We start from the raw sequence: 24,822 nt of genomic DNA on the forward strand, positions 1-24,822 counted from the left end.
GGAGGGCGGCCCCTCCCGCCTCCCTTAGTCCACGTATTCCGGTTTCATATCCGCCAGGGTGATGTTGAACTGATCGTGCAGTTCGTCGCCCAGGTGACGCTTTGAAGATGCGAGCACACGTTCGGCTTCCGCGAATCGCTCTGCCGCGTCCGGTTCTTCCGGAGAAGGTAGGGAGTTGATAGCCGCCTCAACCTTGTTACGTGCATCTACCAGGTAGTACCGCTTAACGGCTTTGTTTTTCAGCTCGGTGAACAGTGCGGATCCAAGCGTCGCTTTAGCCGTTTCAATGTCGGCACGGACCGCTTTGGCGCTATCCACATCCTGAGCGGCCTCAATGCGGTCGCGGAAATCCTGGGCCAGGGTGTCGATATTTACAGATGGCTCCTGAGGATCCTGCGCGTTTACTACATTTTCACCTTTGATATCAGCCAGGCTCATTTTCTGAACCGGTGCCGGATTAATTTCCCTTTCGGTGGGCTGCTCAATCTCATCAGGCGTGTAAACGCCTAGAATCACGTGTGGGCAGTACAAGCGCGCCCAATATTTCACGCCGAGGTAGGCTATTTGCTGGTCGGGCTTTGAAACCCACAGCGGCGAATTTCGTGTAACCACCTGCGACAGGTAAAGAGGTTTATCCCAGGTGATTTCACTTTCCCCACGAAGAATTGCTCCGACTTGAACATAGAGACCTTCTTCGTCTTCATCAGTCCAGTCGCGAACGCGTTCGGCAACAGTGTACTTACCGTTCTTACCCATTTTTTCACGGGTCACTTCTTTGGTTTTGGTGCAACGTTCCCAGTCGCCGCCGTAGCGATAATGAAAACGGCCATGAATGGCACTGGAACTGGTAATTACGGCGTTAACAAGCTGCGCTTCGTAACCCAACTGGCCGTTGACCAAGTGAGTTTTTTGCGCCACCGCGTAAGGGTTCATGCCCCACTGCATGGCTTGCATAACAATCGCCATGCAATCCGCAGGCTGCAACGCCAGCGCATGCACTAAGTTGCCCATGTCCAGAACTGCGGAGCGCTGTTTGACGATGGTTTTTTCAACGTGGCGCGCATTGAAGTACATCAGCGACACGCGCGCATCTTTTACCTGGGTAGAGCTGATGCCGTTAGCGGCGTGATAAACCTCGTTCGGAAGACCTTCATAGCGGCCTGGCTCGAAATAAGCAGGATATTCAACAGCTGGTTCTTCCTGATGCACTTCTGGTTCGTTTTGTGCCGATTCTGGTTCGTTCTGGTCTACTGAATCAGGAATTTGGGTTGCATCATCCCTGTCCTGGCTGGCGAGACTCGGCGCGCTGGTGGCCAGAATCTCAGCGGCAGACGGCTCTACGGTAGCTGGTTCCTCACCAGTGTCAGCACTGCTTTCACCTGGCTGCAATACGACTTTGCCCGGTGACAGCGCATCACAAGTCGGTTCTTCATTACTGTTATTCTCTTGAACCTGCACATTGCTGGTGGTCTCCACTTCCGTTTTTTCTGCTTCATTTGAGGCGCTCTGGTTGAGCAGGCCTTCAATGGAAAACATGCCGTTGCCCATACTTGTGATTTCCGGCTGCTCTTTCACTTCCTCAGCGCGGCGGCGCGCACCTTCTTCACGAATCCGTTGTAAATTCTCTTCGTGAGTAGTGGTGGCCATACGGTGGGTTGTTTCCCATTTTGGATCTGTTGGGTCGCTAATACCCTCGACAAATTCTCCACGTTCAGCTGCCAGCTGCTTGTCCACGTCTTCACGTGAAATAACTGGGGCGGCAGAAGGCAGCGGCATTAACTCGGTTGTGGAATTGAAATTTGTGGTCATTGTCCGGTTAACAAATTCCAGATGAGCAGCTGGCGTCTTATGGATGTTCTCAGGAGCGATACGCACGAGATTGAAGATTGCTGTGCGGTTAACCGCCAGTACCCCCGGTTGATTGCGCAGGATGTTGCTCCACGATTTCCATGGTTCCTCTTTTTTAGCGACGATTTCCTTCGCGCGGCGCAGCACGCTGCCTGGTATTTCGTGTGGGTTGAAATCCATCGGCAGCAGGGCGCAAGCGATCTCCAGATCGAGAGTGTCAAGCGTATGGTGTGCACCTTCGCCGCGGTCGGTAACATAGCCGCCGTCGGCATTAGTACCTGAGTCAGTACGCTGCACAGCGCTGATGCGGTTACCTTTGGCCCATTCTTTTGTCAAAATTCCGCGATCGAGATGTGACGTTTCTGCCCAAACTTGCGTGAACTTCAAAACCAGAGATAGCTCGTGACGTTTCTCCATATCGAAAACGTCTCTGACGGCTCTGGTGTATTTCCACAGAAATGGCATATCCAGAGTCTGGATCTTTTCTACGCTTGCGGCTGCCAGCAGCAGGTTCTGGACGTACCCGTTATCAGTGTCCATTTCCAGCGTGCTTATTTCCTGATACTCCGCCTGCGTGAGGTGATAGCGAAGTTCATCCGACGTAAGCTGCGACAGCAGCTGCTTGCGGAACGACATCTGCACGATTGGGTAGCGCGTGTTTTCGTCGTCGCCTTCGTCAATCTTCAGATCAGAATCGGTCGGAGGAAATGCATCAGCCTCGTTAAAAGCCTGTTCGTCGACGATTTCACCAGTAGAGGTGTCAACGCCATTAACGACCGTGGCTTCGGCCATTTCCGCTTTTTGTGTTGCAGGATGCTCGGGCAGAGAAACCCCAGGGATCTGCTCCCAGTTCATTTTGCCTTTATCGAGCTGATAATAATCACAGAAGGTAAAACTGATTTCGCCTTCCGGTGGAAGTTCGTTAACAACAGGGAAATTAGTTGCGACAGCTTTGTAATAGTCTTTAAATTTGCGGCCGGACTTAAGCAGTAAATAATCCAGGGTGGCATTAGCGGTTTCAAAGTCTTCGCTGCACCATAAAACTGCATCAGGCTGACCAGACTGTTTTTTTGCTCTTCGAACAAGAAATACTGGGTTCGTGTTAGTCATGACACATAATCCTCTTATCGTGTAGACTGGAGGTGCCTGAAAGACACCTCGTATTTACCTGGGGATGTCCGGTTCGCTTTGGTCGGTGAGACCGGACAGGCAGGCCCACTTCGGTGGGCTTTTTAATGGACAGTGATGAATGCACGCTCCATGAAGTTGCGCTTGTGCTGGTGATAGCTGCCGTGCCCGTTCCTTTCACCATCGTTAATTTTCACGGCCAACAGGCTGATAGCCTCGATAGCGCAGTGCGGACAGTCGAACGAGTCAAGAACATAACCCCCATCAAGTACGACGATGGTTTCACCGTTTTCAGTGGTATGAATCAGGCCAGATACTTTCTTGTCGCAGTTGAATAAAGCGATGCTTTTGTTAATTGCTTTCAGATTTAATTCGACTTTTACGATTTCCATAAAATGTTCCTTTTGGTTTATTCAGGGTGTAAGAATCCACGCCAAATAAATGGCGAATTTTTATTTCAAATTACAGGGCTGCTAATTACGCTTCGTGTGCCATCTGGTCTTTTTCAGCACACTGTTTTGAGCAATACTCTTTTTCTTTACGGGCAAGATTATTGCCACAAAAATAAAGCAAGGTGCGTTTAACTTCTTTCCCCGCTTCAAAAGGCTTGCGGCAGTATCCGCATTCTTTCTTCATTTCCGCTCCTTAGAGGCTTGCCGGGATCTCGCCGTTACGAATAATTCCTTCGACAGGCCAGCACTCACCATTCACGTTTTGCTCAACAGCAGCTGCATGGCACTGTTGCTGGTTGTCATAAACATCGATAACGACATCCTGCGATTCACCGTTAATGGAGATAACTGTCAGAACCAGTGCGAATAAAGTGTTCATTACGGAGTACCCTTTTGAGCCAGTAAGTAACAAAGCTGGCGGATTCTGACTGTAATCCAGTTGAGGCGAACGGCCTGCGGCTGTGCTGGTTTGCGTGCAAAATCAATCATCTCATCCTCTTTGCCTTGTCGCCGGCCAGCGGAACGTTTATCACCTGACAACGATGCGCTTGTTGTCGATGGCTTAAAGTTACAAGGTAAATTTGCTTTTTACAAGATTAAATACAAGAAAAAATTGTTATTGAGGGCGTGTGAAAGCAGCTATTCGAGATGAATAGCTGCTAATTATATGAATTTAATCGTTAATATTTTTGATGATGCTGAGAACGTCATCCTTTAGGAGATCGAGTTCTTTTAAAGTGGCTTTTGCATGGACTATAAGTCTGTTCTTCTCGGCTTCTGGCATCTGGTTGAAGAGAGCTAAAAGGGCTTTCTCTTTGTCATCTAACTCATTCCGCCCTGGCGCTACAGGTTCTGTCTGTAAAAAATCATTATCACCATCTTCGTCTGGCGGCATGAAAAACCAATGCTCAGGTTTACCAGTTACAGCTGCAAGTCTTTTAAGGCGCTCACCACGAGGAGTTGTCTCACCTTTAGCCCATTGCTGAACAGCCTGAGGAGAAACAGTAACTCTCCTGGCAATCTCAGATAGGTTCCAGCCGGTTTGATCCTGGATGAGCTGAAGCCTGCGGACAAAGTTTTCATGCTGTTCTGTTTTCATAATCATCATTTTACAAGCCTCGCTTGTAGAAGACATTGCAAGATTGACACAAGAAAAACTTGTTAAAGGTGATTCGGTGATGTAATGTTTTCTTGTATTTCCAAGGAGGCTCTATGAATTCGAATCTTAAAACCATTATCTGCTCAATCATGAGCCAGACCGAGCTGGCTAAACGACTCGGAACAACTCCGCAAACAGTTAGCCTTTGGCTGAATAGCGAGACTCCTGCACATCGCGTAATTCCAGTATGTGAGGCTCTCGGATGGAAGGTCACCCCACATCAGATGCGCGGTGATATCTATCCCAACCCTACAGACGGCCTTCCGCAGCAGGAGTTATGACCATGCATGCCATTTCATATCAACAAAATACCGGATTAACTCCGGTTGCGATGATAAATCGCAATCAGCCAGGCGCGGCAGATAAGCACGAACAGATCCGCGATGCCGTTCGTGCCTGGGCCGCGTCACTGGATAACCAGGATGTCGTTGCCGGGATCATCGTTGAGGAGTGGGAACGACAGGGCGGCGCCGGGCTGGAATTTCCCGAAGACCTGAGCCGTAAGCGTCAGAAACTCTTCCGCTGGCTCGATGGTGATACGGAGTATGCGCGCAAAAACATCAGCCAGCTGTCGCCCGCGATCATCGCCGTTCTACCGCTTGAGTTCCGTGGCCGCCTGGTACCTCAGGACTGCTTTATGACGCGTTATGCAGCGATGGAGAAGGAGATCGGGGAAGCGAAACGCGCGGTGATTCTGAGGGCGCCGCAGCACCAGCTGGTGAAAGAGGTGAGGGAGGGCATTGAACACCTGCTGGCGCTTCTGCCTGGCGAGGCTGTTGTTCAGGTTCTGAGTGGTCTCGCAGTCATGGGCCCGGGTGTCATGTGAGGTGCGCAGTGAATCATGTCGAGTTTATTGAAAAGCACGTTCGCGAAGAACTTATCCGGCAGGGCTTCACCGCAGCTGTCGCGCAGGGGGGGGCATTTCAGGCCGTCGATATGTACAAGCGAATGTCTCAGGCAAGTCGTAAGGGGAGGATTTTCGATGATGTTTTGCGTCACGCAAAGTTATGGGCAGAGAAACAGACGTTGCCAGCAGACCGGTTTGAATCGAAGCGCATCAAGCGCGAGAAGCAGCAGGGTCTGTTCTTAAAGGGTGAAAGCCGCGGTGAGGGGTCACCAACGGCTTTCGGGTGCAAAAACGGGACGTAATTGCGAGGTCATTATGACAAACGCATGTACTAAACACCAGGCTAAAGGGGCATAGCATGTCAAATGTCGCTTATGCCGATTTTGCGGCACGTAGTGCCATCAGGAGCAACCGGATGGAGAACCAGAAGACCGGATTCATCCCGTTGTACCGGAGCGTACTGAAGAAGCCCTGGGCGAAAGATGTGTTCCTGCGCACGTTGTGGGAGAACCTTCTTTTGGGTGCTGCACGTCAGCCCTACACGGCGAACTTTAAAGGCCGTCAATGGCCCTTACAAACCGGACAACTGGTAACCACAACGGCCGATTTGGGGCTGAAATTATGCGACCGGGAAGGGAAGCCGAGTAGTCGCCACGCCGTGGACAGGATGCTTGATGTTTTCGAGCGCGAAGGAATGATTTCTCGTTCTGGAGAGAAGCGAAAAGGCACTGTGATAACCATCACAAATTATGAGCAATATGCTCAAAAAATAGACGATTTACCCGCGCAATTCCCCGCGCATAACGGCGAGCATTTCACCGCGCATGACGAAGCCAGTAGTGGCGCGGCTTTCGAGGGACATGCCGCGCATTTACCCGCGCATAACACCGCGCAATTCCCCGCGCATCATGAACAACAATATAATAACAACAATATAAATAATAAGATCTCTTCGTCTCGGAATTCTGAAGAATCCCGAAACGAGGCGACTCAAAAATTCCTCTCTCGTCACCCTGAAGCTGCTGACGGAATTTACACCCCGGCAGGTAAATCATGGGGAACTGCTGACGATCTCAAAGCCGCTCGCTGGATTCATTCTCTGCGCCTGACCGTCAATGCCAGCCTGAGCGAACCGAAATGGGTCGAATGGGCTAACACAATCCGCCTGATGCGCGTCCAGGACAAACGTACGCACTTCGAGATTTGCGATCTGTTCAAGTGGGCCAACAAGGATGATTTCTGGAAAGACAACATCCTGAGTCCGTCAAGCCTGCGCAGGAAGTGGGACGACCTAACTACCAAGCGCCTGCGCAGCGGTGGACAGCCAACGAAGACCACTGCGAAGGGCAAGGTCGACTTCAACAACACAGACTGGATCAACGGGGTGTTCGATGAAAAGTCTTTCTGAGCAGATGGTCAGCATAGACCGTGAAAATTTTGCGCGCATAGCACGCGGCATGCCTGAATTGCCGGATGTGCAGGACACGCCCGCCGAGCAGACCGCTGAAATCTTCAACGCGCTGTTTAGCGCCTTGCGTGCAGCATTCCCGGCCAGCGTGCATAGCTTCAGCGACCAGTCTGAGTTTGACGAACTGCGCCGCCAGTGGGCTCTGGCATTTCGTGAAAACGGGATCACCACCATGGAACAAGTGAACGCCGGGCTGCGCATTGCACGTCGCCAGGAACGTCCGTTCCTGCCGTCGCCAGGTCAGTTCATCGCATGGTGCCGGGAAGGTCATGGCACCCTCGGTATCACCGTGGACGATGTCATGTCTGAATACTGGCGCTGGCGAAAGCTGGTTTTTCGCTACCCGACCAGTGAGCAATATCCGTGGAGCCAGCCCGTGCTCTATCACATTTGCCTTGAACTTCGCAGACGCGGTACTGACGGCCAGCTCAGCGAGAAAGAACTTGTTCGCGTTGCTGGTGATCTACTCCACGACTGGGAAATGCGTGTTCTTGATGGAAAACCTGTTCCACCAGTACGCCGGGCACTAACCGCACCAGCTCAGGATCGAGGCCCGACTCCGGCGCAGATGCTGATGGCGAAATACAAACAGCGAAAAGACGCTGGACTGATTTGAGAGGCAATCACATGGAAACCGTAATTCAAGCACTGGAAAAAATGGGCCGGGCGACATACCGCGAAGTTGCTGCCCGTCTTGATATCGACCCGGTTGATGCGCTCACCATGTTACGTGAGCAGCGTGATCAGGGGTTGTGCGATTTTGGCGATGGCGGCTGGTTCCTCGGTACCGTGACAGGTCAGCCTCAGCAGTCAATGCCAAAGGCACCTGTTCATCCGGCGCCGCGTCTGAAAGGTGAGGAGCCGGAACCCGTTGATCCTGCCGTCGTCCGACAGCACCTGCGTGAGCAGGGGGCAATGACGACCGTTTCGCTGGCCGCGGCCGTCAATCGCAATGCCCGCGGAATGGTCTCTGTTCTTCGCGCGCTGGAGCGCCAGGGCGTTGTGGTGAAGAACGGGAAGGGCAAAGGCGTTACCTGGTCCCTTGCTGGTGTGACAGAACCCGTTAAGCAAGAACCGGTACCGGAGGCACCTGCCGCGCCGGAAGAAGCAAAACCGGTCGAACTGATCGTGAGTGAAATCCCCTCGTTCACCGAAGGGTTCGCCGCAGTTGAAGCGGTACCAGCGGTGCGGGACATTTCTCGCGAAATCCGCCGTACCAGAAACAAGCTGGAGCAACTGACCAAACTGCGTGACGCGGTTCGTGTTATTAGTAGCCACAGAAATCTCGTGCAGCAGCTGACAGGGAGGGAATAACCGATGGCCAGAAAGAAAACCGACAAAGAACGCGCCCTGATCATCAACCGGATTATCGAACTGGTGAAGGAGCAGGGGCGCATCACCACGAATGACGTCGTTGCGATGTTCGGCCTGCACCGGACCACAGCGGAGAAATATCTCCGCGTAGCGGTGGAGCAGGGTGGCCTGGTTCGCCACGGGCGCTGCGGAATCTTCCGTGACCAGCGGGCAACAATCGACTTTGACCTGAAACGTTTTTCACATAACAAGGCGGCAGCATGAGCAAAATTACCAAAGAATTCACCAAAGAGCAGTTGATTGCGCGCACAGAAATGCGACTCGCTATGGTTGCCGGATTCCCTGAGAGCAAGCTGGCGCAGATGGATAAATGCTTGGCTAAAATCGCGCAGGCTGTGTTGAAGGCCGAGCCATTCCTGTATGCCATAGCTGATTCTGAAGGTGAGGCTCATTTAGATGAGTTCTGCGTTGCTTATGGCGAGGCCCCCTTAGTCTCAGAAATTAGTGCCCTCAACGAAATGGCAGAATCACCGGGAGAGGAATACAAAGCGGTACCTGTGTACCGGCTGCCAATGTTGGAGGGTTTGAAGTGATGAATACTCCCCTAAAAGAATGGCTAAATCAGACTATCGCAGAGCTTGAAGAAGAGCGCGATGCAACTCCCGGAGCAGTAAACGAAGATGCGGCAATGGCGCTCGAAGCGATGAAGTTAGCGCTGGCATCGCTCGAAGCGGAGCCGGTGGCGTACATCTTCAAGCATCCGGCAGGCAGGCTGTTCTGGTCTTTGACTGACGAGAGCAATAAAGGGCAAAGCGACGTTATGCCTGTTTACACCGCTCAGCCAGCGCCGGTATTTGTGCCGGACGAGCTGACACGAGAAGAGTACAAGCGTCGGTTCATGGAAGATGACGACTTTGACGACACTTTCCGTGGCGGCTGGAAAGCCCACCGCGCCGCCATGCTTCAGGGTGACGAAAACGCCGAGTCGCTGCACGCCGTCAAAGCCGCGCCATTATTGAATTCCTCAACAAAAGGCGTCGAGTTGCAGCATGCCAATTTTCAGGCCAAGGCCGATGGTAACTGTCCTGATGGTTGGGTGGCTTGCAGTGAGCGGATGCCGGATAACGATGACTTCGTTTATATCTGGCCTCGTCCTGATTTCGGTGTTGAGTTGCATGTTGCTCAATACGTTAAATTCGATAAAAGAGATAAGGGATGGTACGCGCAGGTTTACGAGCAGAACTACGGCATTGAATACCATCCAATAACCGTAACCCACTGGACGCCGTTGCCAGCAGCGCCGCAGCAGTAGGTGAAGTGAAAGGTGGGGTTACTTAACTCTATTGAGTAACCATACTATGGCAAGGACGCCAAAAATTTGCGCAGATATGAGCGGAACATTAATGACATAGGGGAATATGTCACCTTCAGGAACCCCAAGATTCCAAATGAATTTGTAAGTTAAGTCAAATGACTGGTCATTAACCATTTTATCTGCTGGAACAATTATAAACATAAGTGCAATAATAAAAGCTGCAACTATCCTTAAGTAGTTTTTCTTATCCATACTGACTCTAAGTTAAATTACTATGCCAAGCTTCAATATAGCTGCAAAACCGCAGGAAGATCGCGACAAAGTTAACGTTGATCTTTCCGCCTCAGCGTTGTTTACAAAGAGCGTTTGAATATACCCGTCATCGCGGAGCAGATGGCCTGAGAACAACCTGAGCAGTACCGAGAGTATTTTATTGAGTGTCTAAGATATTATCGGGAACGTTCTATCATTTTGCCGAAAGGCAACGAACCGGTTATCAGAAGCAGGAGGATGCTAGGTGAAAGTTGAATATCTATTGATTGGTCGCGGTCTCGATGGGAAGATCAAGATGGACGATTATCCCAAACAAAAGTTGCTTCTAGGAGAAGTTACCGTTCAGGCTGCTGGTTGTGGAAACAATGGCACTCCCCTCAAAACGTTTGAGGTTGACCATATTCAGCATAACGGGCACGTATACGCGGTAGCCATTGGTCGTAGCGCAACTGGGCAGGAGATAATCCAGTTCATTGAAAGCTCAGGTGTGAAACCAATCCCAGATGAGCTGCTGTAACGAAGTTAATAAGGCCCAATACTCCGGGCCTTTTCAAAACCAGGCTTAAGGACGCTGGTTTACGTACTCAATGATCGCGTTAATGATCACGAACATCGGCGGTACGATTTTCAACAGCAATGCAACCATAATAGCCTCCTGGGCTTAGGGTTAGCGGTCTTTGAAGTATCCCCGCAGGGCCGTAATGATGGCCGTCACCGGGGGCGCGAGTTTTAAGATCAACAGGAACAATGCCATGCAGCTTCCTATTTGTTCATCGCGCCTCGCCGCAAATACCCTTGGGCTTGCCTTTGCAGTTGCTGTATCAGTAGTCGCCAGATACATTCAGCACGATTTTGGGTTGGGTGGGGTTCAAGAATCACCAAAAACCCTGGCAAAAAAATTTTACTTGTATATCAATCTTCAAGGTTCTCTGAAGTGTCCGGAAGCGTTCTTGTTCCGTCCCCTCGCTTGAAGAATTCAGTTCATTTGTTTAAGCTAACTCCAGTCGCCAGATACATTTGGCACGGTAAGTGGAGTTCTCACCTCCAGTTACCGATTGAAGAACCCGGTCTAATCAGCCGGGTTTTTTCATTTCCGGCAGGCCGTAAAAATTTAAATGTTTAAATACTACATATAGGGCTTGCAAAAAATAATTGCGCTATATGATGAGTATTCTAGTAAGTAATCTTTTCAGCACAAGGGTTGATTTTGACGTTAAATTGAGGTTGTGAAAGGGTAAAAAAGGCTAAGTCCTCGTACCGTAAGGCCTGGAACACATGTCAATAATCCAGAAAAAAAATTCAAAATTTGATCGAGTGATGATTTCTTCAATGAAAGGTCAGAATTGCGCAACATGATATCGCGCAATCTGCGTAAGAATCGTCAACGACAGGTGTTTATTTTTAAGTTGCGTGTAACATATAGTTAACATCCTTAACCGTTGACACCCTTTTCCAAGTTCTTTGAGTCGTGTAATTCAAAGTTTTCACTCTCTATGAGAGTCTGTTGATAATTTGTCAACAGCATGCCCTTCAACAATCGCCACGCATCGATCATATCTTATCTAAAGAAACTACTTTTGATTTGCCGGGATGGGCAGCGCATCTACCAGCAAATGGCGACTGTATCGCAGGCGGGGCGCACGAAGGTAAAGGGAAAACATTGATGGCTGTGTATGGGGACAACGAGCAGCGCCCACAGCAGGACTAAGAATTTCTGCGCAAACAGTGCGGCCCTAACTGCTTATCAAAGTCCTAGATTATCGCATAGTCGATATTGGCATGCGCATGCTGCAACCTCATGAGCTATACCGGGCGCAGGGCTTCCAGGAGTGGTACATCATCGACCAGGATTTCCGGGGCATGAGGTACGCGAAGGATGGCAGGTGGCACGTTGTGGAAATACAGTTCCTCCGCCATTCGCTGAGGCGCTGGTGAGGGCGAACATGCCGGAGATGTGCGAAGCAAGAGAGAGGGCAGCTTAATGGTTTAAGGCGAGAATGAAAACGCCGGGGTAATTCCCGGCGTTTTAGGTGAGACGATGCTTTTTTTTACGCCGAAATCATTATTTGATAAGTAACAAACAAACCAATACTGATGATTACAATCGCGGCAATGACATTGAAAACGATTTCACCAGGCGTAGCTGGTAGTTTCTTCCCGCCATATCCAGTCCCTCCACTGTAGCCGCTTGAATAGGGAGTACTCGATGGTGGTGGGGTGTATGTGCTCATGTAGCTGCTCGAAGAACCATGCCTTGTTTTGGCGCGCTCATTTTCTTCGCAGTCAGGGCAATGGTTATTGGTGATAGTTCTGAAACAATTTGGGCAGGTAGCCATAGAAACACCTTTTTAAGGTAGTGAAACAACAATAAAACCGTCTACTTCATATTTTTTTAGTTTTTATATAGTTCCATGTTGTGATTAGCTTCTTTTCGCCTTCCTTGGGCGTAGCCTTCACTTTTACAGAAGCATCTGGGCCTTACAATCCCCATTTTTAGTGGGCGTAGTCGCATCAGGCCAGGCCGCAAACAGACCATACAAGCGATATGGGAATCCCCATATCGACAGCCAGGGCCTCTCCGGAGGCCTTTTACACGCCCGGTGAATAGGCGACCTGCACATGATCGATAATACCGATCGATACAAGAATATTGATCTATGAAATCGATCAGTTAATAACCGGTGACCGGCAAAAAATTATCAACCTGACAAAAAGTGTCACCCCAGTAATATACCCACAAAAGCAGCTTCACCCTTCTCCCATAGGGGGTGGGGGTTTTCTAATCAGTTATTTACCTCATCACTCTCTACGCCGCGAAAGTGTTAAAAAATAAGGTCGGTTTTTACACGGAAGTAGCGGAAAAATTTATTTAAATCAATGAGATGAATGGTCTTGCGCAGGCATGTATTTCATGTGCATACTTAAGCGAAACGAATAAATACTGTTTATGCATACAGTATTTTGTTGTATGGTTAAAGTGCTACAGAGAAAAATGAATTTTTCTTCCGGCGAATCTATTAGGAAATTTGCGCCATTTGTTATTTTGGCTCTGTGGAGTGGATTTCTCCCCGCCGGGAGAGGGTATTTGGTGATAGCAAAGTGAGGGGGGTGACGTGGCTGAGGTATGTTCTGATGGAGGTTGGTATTTATACCAGGTGGTGCGGTCCGATGGAAAAGCGGTATGCTCGTTTCATCTCAGGCCCGGGGATCGCGTCCTCCTCTCTGGGCTCGGCTCAGAGGTTGTCCATAAACACCTCCTTGCGGATGAGCGCGTCACATCACGAGAAGTGCTGGCCGAGATTGTGAGAGAGTTATCAACCCGCAATTGACCTTTTTAGTACCTGAATAGCATAATGATTCCATCGGCCTGAACAACCGGTAACCTGACTACGATGCGCCACGGAGAAAACGTCCATGGCGCAGTTACAACTCATCAAACAGTCCTCAGGGATCCTGATCCCGGCTACGCCGGAGAGCAGCGATTTACTGCAATCAAAAATAAAGCTCGGCGCCGTGCTGGTGGCCGACTTCAAACAGGTACGCAATCCAGCGTTTCATCGCCGCTTCTTCGCTTTGCTGAATCTGGGCTTCGAATCCTGGGAGCCTACCGGCGGCGCAATCTCCTCCAACGAGCGCAAGCTGGTTACCGGCTACGCTAAATTCCTGGCTTCCTATGGCGGAAACGAAGGCGCCCTGCTCGATGCCGCTGAGCACTATCTTGAGCAGGTTGCGAGCCGCCGCGTAACAAACGGGATCAGCCTCTGTAAATCCTTCGATGCATACCGCGCCTGGGTGACTATTCAGGCCGGGCATTACGACGCTATCAAACTTCCTGATGGCACACTTCAGAAGCACCCACGCAGTATTTCATTCGCCAACATGGACGAAATTGAGTTCCAGCAGCTGTACAAGGCCGCGCTTGACGTCCTCTGGCGCTGGATATTATCCAAAGCATTCAGGGACCAGGGCGAGGCGGAGAACGCCGCTGCGCAACTCATGAGCTTCGCGGGGTGACGGGTATGAAGAAGACCTGGTTCCATCATACCGATTGCACAACCCAGCAGGCCGAAGAACTCATGGCGGAATACCAGCGCCGCGGCGTGAAGGTAGAGCGCAACCTGAACTCAGATTATCTCACCTGGACCGTCAGCGCCCGGCTGCCTGAAGGTAATAAACCACCGCGTATAAATCGCCGGTGGCAAAACCGGATATGGGGGTGAGCATGGCTATTTATCGCAGCAAAAAATGGCTCGCCGCCGTCGGCCAGATCGAGCGTTGTGTTCTTTGTGGAGCATGGGGGACGCAGGTGGCACACCGGAACGAAGGGAAAGGCATGGGATTAAAAACCGATGACTGTGCGACAGCTGCGCTCTGCGTTTGCTGTCATGACAGCATTGATAACGGAAATAAGCTGAACAGAGATGAGCGTCGGCAGCTTATGGACCGTGCGATTGTTCTGACAGTGATTGAAGTTGCCCGCCGCGGGCTGGTGGTACCCGCATGAAAATTTACGAAATTACGCCGATTGGCAAGCCCCGAATGACTCAGCGTGATCGATGGCATAAACGACCAGCAACAGCAGCTTACTGGGCATACAAAGAACAGGTCCGGTTGCTGGGCATCCGCCTGCCTGAGTCCGGATATCACGTCACGTTCGTCATCCCCATGCCGAAGAGCTGGAGTAAGACAAAGCGGGAGCAATATGTCGGCCGGCCTCACCAGCAAAAGCCTGACAAAGACAACCTGGAAAAGGCTCTACTGGATGCGGTGTTTGACGAAGATAGCCATGTCTGGGACGGGCGGGTTACCAAAATCTGGGGAGAAACCGGGCAAATTATCATCGGGGAGGCCACATGAAGCCAGAAACGCTTGAGGTACTCCGCGCGCGCTGGCTGCGCCTGCGATTTTACCGCCGCCCGGGTTCCGTGCTGGTGGATTACCGCATTCTTAGAAACCTTTTTCGCATTTACCAGATAGCAGGAGCCGCAGCATGAACCTCGAAAACACCGTGAAATACCACTTCGCCAAATCGACGCTTATTAGCGATTCTCCTCGCGCCACTGCTTCAGATTCACTGACCGGGACTGATGTTATGGCTGCCATGGGCATGACCCAGGAACGCGCCGCCATGGGCTACAGTGCCTTTCTTGGAAAGATGGGCATCAGCAACAACGATCGGGAGAGGGCGATTGAGTTGCTGGCTGAGTACGCGTTAACCAAATGCGATAAGGTTGCCGCGCTGCGCAAGCTGGACGATGCCGTTAAGCCACTGGTAATGCGGCAGCTGGCCACCTTCGCTTTTGAGGATTATTCCCGCAGCGCCGCAAGCGTGAAACAGTGTGATTGCTGCTCGGGGCAGGGATTCATTGAGGCTGATGTTTTCACGATGAAATCGCACTACACCATGAGGCTACCGCAGTGGGCAAAAGACCTTAAGCAATCTCCGAGTGATTTCGAGGTTAAACGCAAGGTGAAAGAGGTGGTGCGGGTTCTGTGTTCGGCCTGCAAAGGTAAGAAAGTTGTCAGTTGCGCCTGCAAAGACTGCCACGGGCGCGGTAAAGCAGTGAATCAGGACCTCACTGAAAAGCAGGGCGTGCCGGTTCTGGCCGACTGTAAGCGTTGTGGCGGACGTGGATATGAGCGTATCCCCTCGACTGAGGCATATGCGGCTGTTTGCCGTATTACCGATGCGATATCCGTTGCCACCTGGGAGAAGTCCGTTAAGCGGTTCTACGACCAGCTGATCACTAAATTCGACATTGAGGAAGCGTGGGCGGAGGCGCAACTCAAGCAAATTACCAGATAGCGCTCAAGAAAATAGCGCATTAATTCATAGTGGGCTATTTACATTTCCGGAATCTGTGTTAATTTCTCTCTAACGATGGGTTACTGCATTCGTTGAGTAGTAACACAAACAAGCCCTGCGGTTTACACCGTGGGGCTTTTGCATTTCTGGAGGGGAAGAAAATGCACATTTAGGCGGGTAGGCCGTAACCGAAAGGTAATGCAGCAGTCATGATGCTGCCCCGAGTCTCCGCGTAGAGAGCCAGACGCAGGTCCGAACTGCGACATACCGCTGGTGAGGGTTAATCGAGGAAAGGGTATGCCGGTAAAGCAGCGCGAACGCCAGACGCGCACCGGTCATGAGCGGCGATGAAGCGACAGCAACTCAAGGGCATGAGCGTGGCCACTCCGGGAAGTGGCAAAGAATTTTTAGAGCCTCGCATATGCGGGGCTTTTTTATTTCCCCTCAAACTTACTGAGAGGATTCACAGCAATAAGAGGGGGCAAAATGTCCGCAGAACCGATATCTGCAACGGTAACGGCAGGCGTGGCCGCCGGCACTACCGGAATAACCTTCGCCACGATGTTTCCAGAAGCTACCCCAGCCGTAATGCTTTGCTCACTTGCTGGGGCCGCTCTTTACGTCCTTAGTAGTGAAGATCACAAGCTCTGGAAGCAGATATTGTTTGCGCTTATCTCGTTTATCGGTGGGGTTTACTGCGCCGGGACAGCATCTGAAATCATCGCAGCGCTTATCAATGCGGCATTAAGTCACCTTTCTCCGCCAGTTGCCGTGAAAGTATCTCCAGCCATTGGCGCGCTGGCGGCCTCAACGGTTTCTGTCACCGTCCTGCTTCGCGTTGTTAAGCGCTCGAAGACAGGAGACTTACCCGGATTGAAGGGGGAAGAATGACGTGGCAAACACTGATCCTGAACATTAACGCTGTTGCATGCATCCTGATAACCATACGCCTGATGTTCTTCAGAAAGCGGAGTCTACGCCGACGCCGTCTGATGGAGTTCCTGGCTTATGGGCTGATTCTCGCACCAGCGTTTACTGCTTTCCGAATCTGGCATGGTGATTACGTGCAGGTTGATTATGGAGAGTTGGTCGTCAATCTGGTTGTCTGCATAGCCGTATGGCGAGCACGGGGCAACATCGCAAGAATCGCAGGGGAAAGCACAACGTGAACCAAACACAATTTCAAAAGGCGGCAGGTATAAGCGCCGGGTTAGCTGCGCGCTGGTTTCCGCATATCGACGCCGCCATGAAGGAATACGGCATCACAGCACCGCTTGACCAGGCCATGTTTATTGCCCAGATGGGGCATGAAAGCACCAGATTTACCCGGCTGGTGGAAAACCTGAATTATGCGGCTGAAAACCTGGTACCGACGTTCGGCAGCCACCGCATCACTCCACAGCAGGCCGCCGCGCTTGGCAGAACGGCAGCGCACCCGGCTAATCAGAAAGCAATCGCTAATCTGGTATACGGTGGAGAGTGGGGTAAAGAACACCTGGGCAATCAGTTTGCCGGTGATGGCTGGAAATATCGCGGTCGCGGGCTGAAACAGGTTACCGGCCTGAGCAACTACCGCAGTTGTGGCCACGCGTTGAAACTGGATCTTGTTACCCACCCGGAGTTGCTTGAACAGGATGAATACGCCGCGCGCTCAGCCGCATGGTTCTATTCGTCCCGCGGTTGCCTGCTTCATTCCGGCGATGTTGAGCGCGTTACGCTGCTTATTAACGGTGGACGTAATGGTCTTGATAAACGCCGCGCGCTGTTTAACCTGGCGAAATCCGTTCTGGTGTGAGGTGAGTGTGGGTATCGAAACGATAATTGGGCTGGCCGCACTGGTGATTTCCGCTATCGCCGGTGCCTTTGGTCTGGGCCATATTCGCGGCACCAGCAAAGCGGAAGCGAAAGCCGACCAGCAGCGCAACGAAGAAAAGGCCGCAGCCACTGAAGCAGTAGCCGAACGCCGGGTAGAAGCAACTAAAGAGGCCAGCAATGTACAGCAGACTGTTAACCACATGCCTGATGACGATGTTGATCGCGAGCTGCGGGACAACTGGACCCGTAAGGGTTGAGGTAGCCGATACGTCTTGCGACTGGGTTAAACCCATCTACTGCACAGCGCACGACTGGGATGTACTGGACAGGCAGACGAAGCGCGACATCCTGGCGCATAACAAAGCGTGGCAGGCGAACTGCAAGTAGGCCTTAATTGAAAGATAACTAAATAAATTTTCCAAATGGTCGTTATATAGAGAGTGTGTTTAATTAAGGGGGCAAACAATGCCTTTTCTCATGGTGTTCTTTGTTGTCATTATGGTGTTACTCCTCTGGAAGGCAGGAATTCCCCCAGGCTATCATTATGTTAATCATACCCATCATGTTTAGTACTTTGGGAGGTATGGTTGCCGCCGTGGGAGTAAGCGCGTTCGCTACACCTATTGTTGGAGTGCCTGTTGGAATCGTTGTATTTTTAATGTTGATGGGTAAGTTTTTATCCAGAAGGTAACCTAAATCCAATACTGAGGACAGGCATGTCACATGAATAGCTATGGTTTTCTTATGCGCATTCTTCATCTATTACAAAGCTCATCTGCTGGTTGCTAATGATGATAAATTGCAGAGTCCCATGGATTTTGGGGTAGGAAAAGCCTGGATATGATGCTAGAAATCATAACATTAAAAAGACCGTGAGATGCAGTATGAAAATCTTAGGATTGGATGAGTACAGAACCCTTCGTGAGGGAGGGACAATGAAGTATTTTGAACTGGAACGCATGCCTAACAGCACTTGGGCTGCCATTTTCGAAAGTTTGTTTGCCGAAAAGGATGAAAAGGCATGGGTAGAGGGTTACTGCATTGTGACGAACTGCTCAAACAGTGAAGTATCCACCCGGTTCATATACTTGAAAGAAAAGTGCGAAGAAGCGAACTCTATATACAGGGTTAAGCATTCTGCACTATAACTAATTAAAGAAAGTTAAACTCCTGGTGATTTGTTTGCTGCCATTTTCACTTCTTTCAGAATTGAATTCAGGTGTATGAGTTAAAAAAGACTTTTGGGCTATTAAAGGTAACGTAAATCACAGGCAAAAGATTCGTCAATGTGATTGAGTGTTCATGGGACTAACAATCTTCTATTGTAAGGAATTATGTGTAGAAGGAGATTTTATGGCACAGCTATTGATTTTTGCTGATGATGAGCCTGCTAAGTTTCTGAAAATTCGAAGTTATCGGAGCAAGATTCTTTATCTGTATGCTAATGATGAGGTGAGGTGTTTGGATGTGGTGATTTTTTTTTCAACTTTTCTGAAAGGCGAAAGTGGAGCCATATTGGTGGCAGCCGACAGATACGTGAGCAGGAAAGAAATTATCGAGGCTTATGATGCTCTGATTGGTTGAAAGCAGCGAGACTGGCGCGTAGCAGTAGGATGGGGCATGCTTGGTTCTATACGTCAGTAGAGTGATACAGGAGTTCATATCGGCCAGACGAAGCGTGATGCTACTTTAATCCAGCGAGTGAGCGCTTAATATTGTTTGTCCCAACGGTTCGAACCCATTTCTGATTACCACATTCAAGCCACTGGCACTCGCTGGTGGCTTTTTTTATTGGAGTGAATAATGGCAAAACCGGACTGGGGAGAGCTTCAGCAACGGTTCCTGTCCGAACATGCCGCAACCGGCGTATCACCAAAGGAATGGTGTGAAGCGCAGGGACTGAACTACGCTACCGCACGTCGATATATCAAAAAACCTTCTGCGCAAACTGCGCAAAAACCTGCGCAGAAAAAAATGCGCACTGCGCAGAAAGATAAAAGTGCAAATGAGCTGGTGGATGATGATGGGCTTACCGCTCAGCAGCGCTTATTTGTCGCAGAATACCTGAAGGACAACAACGCCACCGCTGCCGCTGCACGTGCTGGTTATAGTGACCCAAACTACGGCCGTCAGCTCATAACGAATCCTAACGTTGCGCAGGCCATTGCGCATCAGCAGAAAGCCTCCATTGCGCGCACGCTTGGCGGTGCCGATGAAGTCCTCGCGCAGATTTGGCAGCTCGCCACCTTCGATGCAAACCAGCTTTCACAGTATCGCCGAGGTGCGTGTCGTTACTGCTGGGGCTTCGGCCATCAATATCAATGGCGCGATGCCGTGGAGTTTGAAGAAAAGCTTGCAGAGGCTTTAGCGAAAAAAGGTAAAGAGCCAAATGATAGGGGCGGGTACGGTTACGACCACAACCGAGAGCCTAATCCTGCCTGCCCGCGCTGCAATGGTGACGGAATAGGCCAGCCTTACTTCGCTGATACCAGGAAACTCTCCCCTGACGCTGCTTTGGCATATTCCGGCGTCAAGCTGGGGAAGAATGGTGTCGAGATAACGGCAATCAGCCGCGAACGGATGTACGAAGCCATAATGAAGCGCCTGGGCCTGGCCGATAGCGAGTTCGCTCAGCGTCTCCAGCAAATCGAAATCGACCGCCGGCAGCTGGAGGTGGAAAAACTCCGCAAAGAGCTGGCTGGTGATGGTGATGATGACGAACCGACTCCAGTGCAGATTAATATCAACGTAGTGGACGCGAGGGCGGAAGATGGGGATCAGCCCGACACTTAACATTCCTCAGGCGCGTTTCCTCGCGATGCAGCACAAATTCAAAGCCTACGTTGCCGGGTTCGGGTCCGGTAAGACGTGGGTGGGTTGTGGCGGCATCTGTAAGGGCATGTGGGAGCACCCGAAAATCAACCAGGGCTACTTCGCGCCAACTTACCCGCAGATTCGTGACATCTTCTATCCGACGATCGAAGAGGTGGCCTTTGACTGGGGGCTGAGCGTCAAAATCAATGAGGGGAACAAAGAGGTTCACTTTTACGAGGGTCGACGATACCGCGGGACCACAATCTGCCGCTCAATGGAGAAGCCCGGCTCGATAGTTGGTTTCAAAATCGGTAACGCGATGGTGGATGAGCTGGACGTTATGGCGGCTGCCAAAGCGCAGCAGGCGTGGCGAAAAATTATTGCCCGTATGCGTTATAAGGTTGATGGGCTGCGTAACGGTATTGACGTCACGACCACGCCGGAAGGGTTTAAATTCGTCTACCAGCAGTTCGTGAAGGCGGTGCGTGAAAAACCAGAGCTCTCGGCCCTGTACGGTCTGATACAGGCCAGCACCTTCGATAACGCGAAGAACCTGCCCGCGGATTACATCCCTTCGCTGATGAATTCCTACCCTCCGGAGTTGATTAAGGCGTATCTGAGGGGGCGCTTCACCAACCTGACCAGCGGCACTATCTATCACCAGTTCGATCGACGCCTGAATAACTGCACCGATGAAGAACAGGCAGGCGACCTTCGCCGTATCGATGCAATCAAAGCCCTGCAAAAACTCAACCTGATTGATGCCGACGCGGATCCCGATGTGGTTCTGAGCGAGTTGCTTGCTGAGTCAGCATCTTTAACTGAACCGCCACCTGGCGAGGTGTGATATGGCTCGCTCGGTAAACGACAGGTTGCAGGATGAGACAATAGCTCATGGGCTTTACGTGACGCGCTACGGTACTGGCGTTGCCCGGCGAATGGTGGCGCTTCTAAACAGAATGGATGCTGAGATGGCTGCCCGGCTGCTGGTGCTGCTGGAGGGTAAGCGTGCCGACACCTACAGCGCGCGCCGCCTTGCATCGCTACTGGCTGGTGTGCGGGAGCTAAACCAGCAGGCCTACGAACCGGTCAATGCTGCTCTGATGCGCGAACTGACGCGTTACGCTGATTATGAGACCGGGTATCAGTTTGACCTGTTCAGCAGCCTCATTCCCGGTCAGGTGCTTAAGCACGTCCCGCTGCAAAGCATTGTCCCGGAACAGGTCTACGCTGCTGCGGTGGCGCAGCCGTTCCAGGGGAGGTTGCTGAAAGAGTGGGGCAAGAAACTCGAATCGGATCGTCTGGAAAAAATTACCAGTGCCGTGCGCACCGGATTTCTTCAGGGTGAAACCGTCGAGCAGATTGTGAAGCGGGTCGCCGGCACGCCGCAACTCCACCGCCAGGACGGGGTTATAAATGTTTCACGTCGTGACCTTGCAGTAGTAACCCGCACGGCGGTGAACCATGTGGCCGCTACAGCGCGCCAGGAATTTGCACTGGCCAACAGCGATATCGTAAAGGCCAAGCAGTGGTCTTCGACGCTGGACACCCATACCAGCCAGTGGTGCATCATCCGAGATCGCAAACTCTATTCGCTCGATGGTAAGCCGCTGGGCCATGCAATCCCATATCTGCGCGGGCCCGGCAAAATTCATTTCTGCTGTCGCTCATGCGAAATTCTGATCACTAAATCGTGGGAGGAATTGCAGATAGCCTCTGGCGAACTGAGCAGCGCCACACGCGCTTCGATGGATGGACAGGTGCCATCGCATACCAGCTATGCCGAATGGCTCGTCAGGCAACCGTACGCACGGCAGGAGCAGGTGCTGGGCGTTACTCGCGCGCGGATGCTGCGTGACGGCAAAATCACCGTGCCTGAGATGTTCAATGATGCCGGGGAGTTTCTGACCCTGGACGAACTGCGCCGCGTGGATGCGTCGGCGTTTGAGGAATAGGGTATGCGTAACGAAGATTTTCACTACGTTGGAGATGGTCGTGGAAGGCGAAGGGTGTTCGTTAATGGCAATGAGATAAAGAGCTGTGTATGGGCTGATGTCAAACGTGGTATAGCCTGTATTCATCCACACCCGTTACGGATCCACAAGCGAAAGCGGGGTGAAATTTACTCCCGCAAGCTGCGCGGTTACATAACCATCGAATTTATCTAACAGGCTGCCTCCGGGCAGCTTTTTTTATGCCTGCCGCTGAGCGGATGCGACGCGGTGCCCGGGTCGGATGACCCATTACGTATGGCCGGAAGGCTGGAGCAAAAATAATGAAACTGAAACTTGATGCTAACGGAAATGTGGTCGTTGAAAACGGTATGCCTGTGTACATCCATGATGATGGCAAAGAAATCCCGTTCGATGCGGTCGCAGCGATGACCAAAATCACCTCCCTGAATGGTGAGGCGAAAACTCACCGTGAAGCGAAGGAAGCGGCGGAAGCCAATCTCTCGAAATTCTCTGGCATCACCGACCCGGCCAAGGCGCTCGAAGCCCTGGAAATGATGACCAAAATCGACCAGAAAAAACTGATCGATGCTGGTGCCGTTGACCAGGTAAAGGCGGAGATTACCAAAGTATTCCAACAGCAACTCGAAGAGGCGAACAGCAAGACCCAGCAACTGGAAACTCAACTCTACGACGAGATGATCGGCGGCCGCTTTGGTGGCTCCAAATTCATCTCCGAGAAGATGGCGATCCCCAGTGAGTTCGTGCGTTCGTACTTCGGGCAGAACTTCAAAATCGAAGACGGCAAGGTTGTGGCCTATGACGGCCAGGGCAATAAGGTGTTCTCCCGCACCAAGCCCGGCGAGCTGGCCAGCTTCGATGAAGCGCTGGAATCTCTGGTCGAGTCGCACCCGCAGAAAGACTACATCCTCAAAGCGTCCGGCAACAGCGGCGGTGGTTCTCACCAGTCGCAGCATCAGGCTGGGCAGAAAACCATGAAACGCGCTGCTTTTGACGCCCTGCCACCAGCTGAACAACAGGCTGCGATTGGCGGCGGCACGAGCATCGTTGATTAATCGAAAGGAAAAATAAATGTCCAACACTTTGACTGGCCTGATCCCGACCATCTACACGGCACTGAACCGCGTATCCCGTGAGCAGGTGGGCTTTATCCCGGCGGTGGCCCGTAACGCTAAAGCCGATGCCGCGGCCAAAGACCAAACCGTGACCGCACCGGTAGCACCAAAAACCACTACCGTTGATATCACTCCGGCGGCAACCGCGCCAAACGACGGGGATCAGAACATTGGTACCGTGGACGTGAAAATCACCAAATCCAAAATGGCCCCGGTCAAATGGAATGGTGAAGAGCAGCTTGCCATCGGACCATCAGGCACTTATGACATTGTCCTGGCTGACCAGTTTTCTCAGGCGTTCCGCGCACTGAGCAACGAAATGGATGCTGACCTGGCATCGCTGGCTTATAAGTCTTCCCGCGCTGTTGGTGCTCCAAAAGATACACCGTTCAGTGTCAAAGACGACCTGTCTGATGCGGCGAACGCTCGTCAGGTGCTGACTGATAACGGCGCACCAACCACTGACCTGCGCATGGTACTGGGCGGCGAAGCGATGGCGTCAATCCGTGGTAAACAGTCCGTACTGTTCAAAGCGAACGAAGCCGGTACCGATCAGCTGCTGCGTGAAGGCATCATTGGTCGTGTGATGGGCTTTAACCTGCACGAATCCGCCAACATCAAGCGCACCGCGAAAAGCACGGCGGCGGGCTATAAGGTCAATGGCGAGAAGAAAGAGGGCGACATCATTATTGCTATCTCTGCTGGCACTGGCGGTATTGCTGCCGGGACCGCAGTGAAGTTCGATGGCGATGACAACCAGTACATGGTCGTAGCGGCAACCTCTTCGACTATCACCATCGGCGCACCTGGCCTGCGTCAGGATCTGGCAGATCAGGCAACTGTCACTGTGCTGAGCGAGTTCGTGCCAAACGTTGCCTTTGACCGTAACGCATTCCTGCTGGCTTGCCGTACTCCGGCCATGCCAAAAGGCGGCGATACCGCTGATGACGTGATGAACGTAACCGATCCGGTCTCTGGTATTACCTTCCAGATCGCGCTGTACCGCCAGTACCGTCAGGTGCGTTACGAGGTTGGTGTGGCGTGGGGTGTGGCCTCCGTTCAGCCTGAACATTCCACCATCATCATGGGTTAACCTAGGGGGCTTCGGCCCCTTTGTTATTCAGGAGGCCTGATGGCCGGATTAACAAAAGAACAGCGCGCGCAGCGTGAAGCGGAAAAGCTTGCAGCTCAGCAGACCGCTGATAATAACCCTGCCCAGCAGGAACAGCAGCAGGAACAGCAGCAGGAACAGCAGCAGGAACAGCAGCAGGAACAGCAGCAGGAACAGCAGCAGGAACAGCAGCAGGAACAGCAGCAGGAACAGCAGGGTATTGAGCTGGTGGTCATGGTTCGCGACACCCCAGAATTCCCAGGCGGCCCGCTGCGCGCAGATGTTCACCCTGACGAAGTGAATAACTGGTTGGCGCTGGACTGGCGTCTGGAGGAATAACCATGCTGGTTGCCGATCCCCACTCGCCGGACTTTAACAGCTACG

At 51.7% G+C, this 24,822-nt stretch carries 34 protein-coding genes and 5 pseudogenes; 30 read left to right on the forward strand and 9 right to left on the reverse strand.

What is annotated here, in order from left to right; translation table 11 throughout:
• Positions 1-24: 24 nt before the first annotated feature.
• From RY075_RS10645 to RY075_RS10675, 7 genes and pseudogenes are all read right to left on the reverse strand, one after another.
• Positions 25-990 (reverse strand): annotated as a pseudogene (locus tag RY075_RS10645) (RecT family recombinase); the annotation flags it as partial.
• Positions 991-2,415: 1,425 nt separating this feature from the next.
• Positions 2,416-2,958: pseudogene (locus RY075_RS10650) on the reverse strand (RecE family exodeoxyribonuclease); the annotation flags it as partial.
• A gap of 122 nt (positions 2,959-3,080) precedes the next feature.
• The gene (locus RY075_RS10655; protein WP_072140058.1) at positions 3,081-3,368 is read right to left on the reverse strand and encodes a DNA breaking-rejoining protein; all 288 of its coding nucleotides are present in this window, start codon (positions 3,366-3,368) and stop codon (positions 3,081-3,083) included.
• A gap of 85 nt (positions 3,369-3,453) precedes the next feature.
• Entirely contained in the window at positions 3,454-3,612 is a 159-nt protein-coding gene (locus RY075_RS10660; RefSeq protein ID WP_032654607.1) for a YdaE family protein, read from the reverse strand.
• Between the two features lie 9 nt (positions 3,613-3,621).
• Positions 3,622-3,807 (reverse strand): DUF1482 family protein, encoded by a 186-nt coding sequence (locus RY075_RS10665; RefSeq protein ID WP_338628542.1) that lies wholly within the window; start codon positions 3,805-3,807, stop codon positions 3,622-3,624.
• Positions 3,807-3,987, reverse strand: a pseudogene (locus RY075_RS10670) (hypothetical protein); the annotation flags it as partial. The pseudogene RY075_RS10670 and the gene RY075_RS10665, both read right to left, overlap by 1 nt.
• Before the next feature lie 114 nt (positions 3,988-4,101).
• Entirely contained in the window at positions 4,102-4,536 is a 435-nt protein-coding gene (locus RY075_RS10675; protein WP_080386850.1) for a helix-turn-helix domain-containing protein, read from the reverse strand.
• 104 nt (positions 4,537-4,640) lie between these two features.
• On the opposite strand from RY075_RS10675, the gene RY075_RS10680 reads away from it, so the two are divergent.
• The 9 genes from RY075_RS10680 to RY075_RS10720 all read left to right on the forward strand — a co-directional run bounded on the left by RY075_RS10680 (position 4,641) and on the right by RY075_RS10720 (position 9,528).
• Positions 4,641-4,868: a YdaS family helix-turn-helix protein gene (locus RY075_RS10680; protein WP_047654311.1), complete on the forward strand. Its 228-nt coding sequence runs from the start codon at positions 4,641-4,643 to the stop codon at positions 4,866-4,868.
• 2 nt (positions 4,869-4,870) lie between these two features.
• A complete protein-coding gene (locus tag RY075_RS10685; protein ID WP_006811599.1) occupies positions 4,871-5,413 on the forward strand; it encodes a toxin YdaT domain-containing protein in 543 nt (180 codons plus the stop codon).
• A gap of 8 nt (positions 5,414-5,421) precedes the next feature.
• Positions 5,422-5,736, forward strand: a complete 315-nt coding sequence (locus RY075_RS10690) for a hypothetical protein (protein WP_338628545.1) — start codon at positions 5,422-5,424, stop codon at positions 5,734-5,736.
• Positions 5,737-5,849: 113 nt separating this feature from the next.
• Positions 5,850-6,842, forward strand: a complete 993-nt coding sequence (locus tag RY075_RS10695; protein WP_332971828.1) for a replication protein — start codon at positions 5,850-5,852, stop codon at positions 6,840-6,842.
• Entirely contained in the window at positions 6,826-7,518 is a 693-nt protein-coding gene (locus RY075_RS10700) for a replication protein P (RefSeq protein WP_338628547.1), read from the forward strand. The genes RY075_RS10695 and RY075_RS10700 overlap by 17 nt, the downstream gene beginning before the upstream one ends.
• An 11-nt stretch (positions 7,519-7,529) precedes the next feature.
• A complete protein-coding gene (locus RY075_RS10705) occupies positions 7,530-8,216 on the forward strand; it encodes a DUF1627 domain-containing protein (protein WP_332971808.1) in 687 nt (228 codons plus the stop codon).
• A 3-nt stretch (positions 8,217-8,219) separates the two neighbouring features.
• Positions 8,220-8,480, forward strand: a complete 261-nt coding sequence (locus tag RY075_RS10710) for a DUF977 family protein (RefSeq protein WP_045629615.1) — start codon at positions 8,220-8,222, stop codon at positions 8,478-8,480.
• A complete protein-coding gene (locus RY075_RS10715; protein ID WP_332971807.1) occupies positions 8,477-8,809 on the forward strand; it encodes a hypothetical protein in 333 nt (110 codons plus the stop codon). Before RY075_RS10710 ends, RY075_RS10715 begins: the two co-directional genes overlap by 4 nt.
• The gene (locus tag RY075_RS10720) at positions 8,809-9,528 is read left to right on the forward strand and encodes a DUF551 domain-containing protein (protein WP_338628551.1); all 720 of its coding nucleotides are present in this window, start codon (positions 8,809-8,811) and stop codon (positions 9,526-9,528) included. The genes RY075_RS10715 and RY075_RS10720 overlap by 1 nt, the downstream gene beginning before the upstream one ends.
• Positions 9,529-9,546: 18 nt before the next feature.
• Here the strand turns inward: RY075_RS10720 and RY075_RS10725 are convergent, their stop codons facing one another.
• Positions 9,547-9,783 (reverse strand): hypothetical protein, encoded by a 237-nt coding sequence (locus RY075_RS10725; RefSeq protein WP_332971805.1) that lies wholly within the window; start codon positions 9,781-9,783, stop codon positions 9,547-9,549.
• Positions 9,784-9,805: 22 nt separating this feature from the next.
• Here RY075_RS10725 and RY075_RS10730 point away from each other — a divergent pair.
• The 4 genes and pseudogenes from RY075_RS10730 to RY075_RS10745 all read left to right on the forward strand — a co-directional run.
• Positions 9,806-10,059: pseudogene (locus RY075_RS10730) on the forward strand (DNA polymerase III subunit theta).
• Complete coding sequence (locus tag RY075_RS10735; protein WP_338628554.1) at positions 10,049-10,321, forward strand: hypothetical protein; 273 nt, start codon at positions 10,049-10,051, stop codon at positions 10,319-10,321. Before RY075_RS10730 ends, RY075_RS10735 begins: the two are co-directional and overlap by 11 nt.
• Before the next feature lie 235 nt (positions 10,322-10,556).
• Positions 10,557-10,775 carry a hypothetical protein gene (locus RY075_RS10740; protein ID WP_338628556.1) on the forward strand — a complete coding sequence of 73 codons (219 nt, stop codon included), beginning with the start codon at positions 10,557-10,559 and terminating at the stop codon, positions 10,773-10,775.
• 784 nt (positions 10,776-11,559) lie between these two features.
• A pseudogene (locus RY075_RS10745) lies at positions 11,560-11,786 on the forward strand (DNA cytosine methyltransferase); the annotation flags it as partial.
• A gap of 66 nt (positions 11,787-11,852) precedes the next feature.
• On the opposite strand, the gene RY075_RS10750 reads toward RY075_RS10745, so the two are convergent.
• Positions 11,853-12,140 carry a hypothetical protein gene (locus tag RY075_RS10750; protein WP_142977187.1) on the reverse strand — a complete coding sequence of 96 codons (288 nt, stop codon included), beginning with the start codon at positions 12,138-12,140 and terminating at the stop codon, positions 11,853-11,855.
• A 1,078-nt stretch (positions 12,141-13,218) separates the two neighbouring features.
• Here RY075_RS10750 and RY075_RS10755 point away from each other — a divergent pair.
• The 17 genes from RY075_RS10755 to RY075_RS10835 all read left to right on the forward strand — a co-directional run bounded on the left by RY075_RS10755 (position 13,219) and on the right by RY075_RS10835 (position 24,777).
• Positions 13,219-13,818, forward strand: a complete 600-nt coding sequence (locus tag RY075_RS10755) for a DUF1367 family protein (protein ID WP_332971803.1) — start codon at positions 13,219-13,221, stop codon at positions 13,816-13,818.
• A gap of 5 nt (positions 13,819-13,823) precedes the next feature.
• Positions 13,824-14,024 (forward strand): hypothetical protein, encoded by a 201-nt coding sequence (locus RY075_RS10760; RefSeq protein WP_032645668.1) that lies wholly within the window; start codon positions 13,824-13,826, stop codon positions 14,022-14,024.
• A gap of 2 nt (positions 14,025-14,026) precedes the next feature.
• The gene (locus RY075_RS10765; protein ID WP_017692886.1) at positions 14,027-14,308 is read left to right on the forward strand and encodes a hypothetical protein; all 282 of its coding nucleotides are present in this window, start codon (positions 14,027-14,029) and stop codon (positions 14,306-14,308) included.
• Positions 14,305-14,661, forward strand: coding sequence for a RusA family crossover junction endodeoxyribonuclease (locus tag RY075_RS10770; RefSeq protein ID WP_332971802.1), 357 nt, complete (start codon positions 14,305-14,307; stop codon positions 14,659-14,661). Before RY075_RS10765 ends, RY075_RS10770 begins: the two co-directional genes overlap by 4 nt.
• The gene (locus RY075_RS10775) at positions 14,658-14,798 is read left to right on the forward strand and encodes a YlcG family protein (RefSeq protein ID WP_338628562.1); all 141 of its coding nucleotides are present in this window, start codon (positions 14,658-14,660) and stop codon (positions 14,796-14,798) included. The genes RY075_RS10770 and RY075_RS10775 overlap by 4 nt, the downstream gene beginning before the upstream one ends.
• A complete protein-coding gene (locus RY075_RS10780) occupies positions 14,795-15,610 on the forward strand; it encodes an antitermination protein (RefSeq protein WP_338628564.1) in 816 nt (271 codons plus the stop codon). Before RY075_RS10775 ends, RY075_RS10780 begins: the two co-directional genes overlap by 4 nt.
• 486 nt (positions 15,611-16,096) lie before the next feature.
• Entirely contained in the window at positions 16,097-16,501 is a 405-nt protein-coding gene (locus RY075_RS10785) for a putative holin (protein WP_338628565.1), read from the forward strand.
• Positions 16,498-16,779 (forward strand): phage holin family protein, encoded by a 282-nt coding sequence (locus RY075_RS10790; RefSeq protein ID WP_000220248.1) that lies wholly within the window; start codon positions 16,498-16,500, stop codon positions 16,777-16,779. Before RY075_RS10785 ends, RY075_RS10790 begins: the two co-directional genes overlap by 4 nt.
• Positions 16,776-17,405, forward strand: coding sequence for a glycoside hydrolase family 19 protein (locus RY075_RS10795; protein ID WP_332971798.1), 630 nt, complete (start codon positions 16,776-16,778; stop codon positions 17,403-17,405). The genes RY075_RS10790 and RY075_RS10795 overlap by 4 nt, the downstream gene beginning before the upstream one ends.
• A gap of 7 nt (positions 17,406-17,412) precedes the next feature.
• The gene (locus tag RY075_RS10800) at positions 17,413-17,682 is read left to right on the forward strand and encodes a hypothetical protein (RefSeq protein WP_338628566.1); all 270 of its coding nucleotides are present in this window, start codon (positions 17,413-17,415) and stop codon (positions 17,680-17,682) included.
• Between the two features lie 1,096 nt (positions 17,683-18,778).
• Positions 18,779-19,009 (forward strand): hypothetical protein, encoded by a 231-nt coding sequence (locus RY075_RS10805; RefSeq protein ID WP_333013327.1) that lies wholly within the window; start codon positions 18,779-18,781, stop codon positions 19,007-19,009.
• Between the two features lie 219 nt (positions 19,010-19,228).
• The gene (locus RY075_RS10810) at positions 19,229-20,218 is read left to right on the forward strand and encodes a terminase small subunit (RefSeq protein WP_338628570.1); all 990 of its coding nucleotides are present in this window, start codon (positions 19,229-19,231) and stop codon (positions 20,216-20,218) included.
• Entirely contained in the window at positions 20,196-21,086 is an 891-nt protein-coding gene (locus RY075_RS10815; protein WP_338628571.1) for a terminase family protein, read from the forward strand. The genes RY075_RS10810 and RY075_RS10815 overlap by 23 nt, the downstream gene beginning before the upstream one ends.
• Before the next feature lies 1 nt (position 21,087).
• A complete protein-coding gene (locus RY075_RS10820; RefSeq protein ID WP_338628572.1) occupies positions 21,088-22,194 on the forward strand; it encodes a hypothetical protein in 1,107 nt (368 codons plus the stop codon).
• Positions 22,195-22,514: 320 nt separating this feature from the next.
• Complete coding sequence (locus tag RY075_RS10825; RefSeq protein ID WP_338628573.1) at positions 22,515-23,267, forward strand: DUF6651 domain-containing protein; 753 nt, start codon at positions 22,515-22,517, stop codon at positions 23,265-23,267.
• 16 nt (positions 23,268-23,283) lie between these two features.
• The gene (locus RY075_RS10830) at positions 23,284-24,420 is read left to right on the forward strand and encodes a P22 phage major capsid protein family protein (RefSeq protein ID WP_044704670.1); all 1,137 of its coding nucleotides are present in this window, start codon (positions 23,284-23,286) and stop codon (positions 24,418-24,420) included.
• 39 nt (positions 24,421-24,459) lie between these two features.
• Complete coding sequence (locus RY075_RS10835) at positions 24,460-24,777, forward strand: hypothetical protein (protein WP_233132488.1); 318 nt, start codon at positions 24,460-24,462, stop codon at positions 24,775-24,777.
• Positions 24,778-24,822: the final 45 nt, after the last annotated feature.

Origin of the sequence: Enterobacter sp. JJBC, assembly GCF_036936505.1 — a bacterium.
In the GTDB taxonomy this organism is placed as follows: domain Bacteria; phylum Pseudomonadota; class Gammaproteobacteria; order Enterobacterales; family Enterobacteriaceae; genus Enterobacter; species Enterobacter hormaechei_C.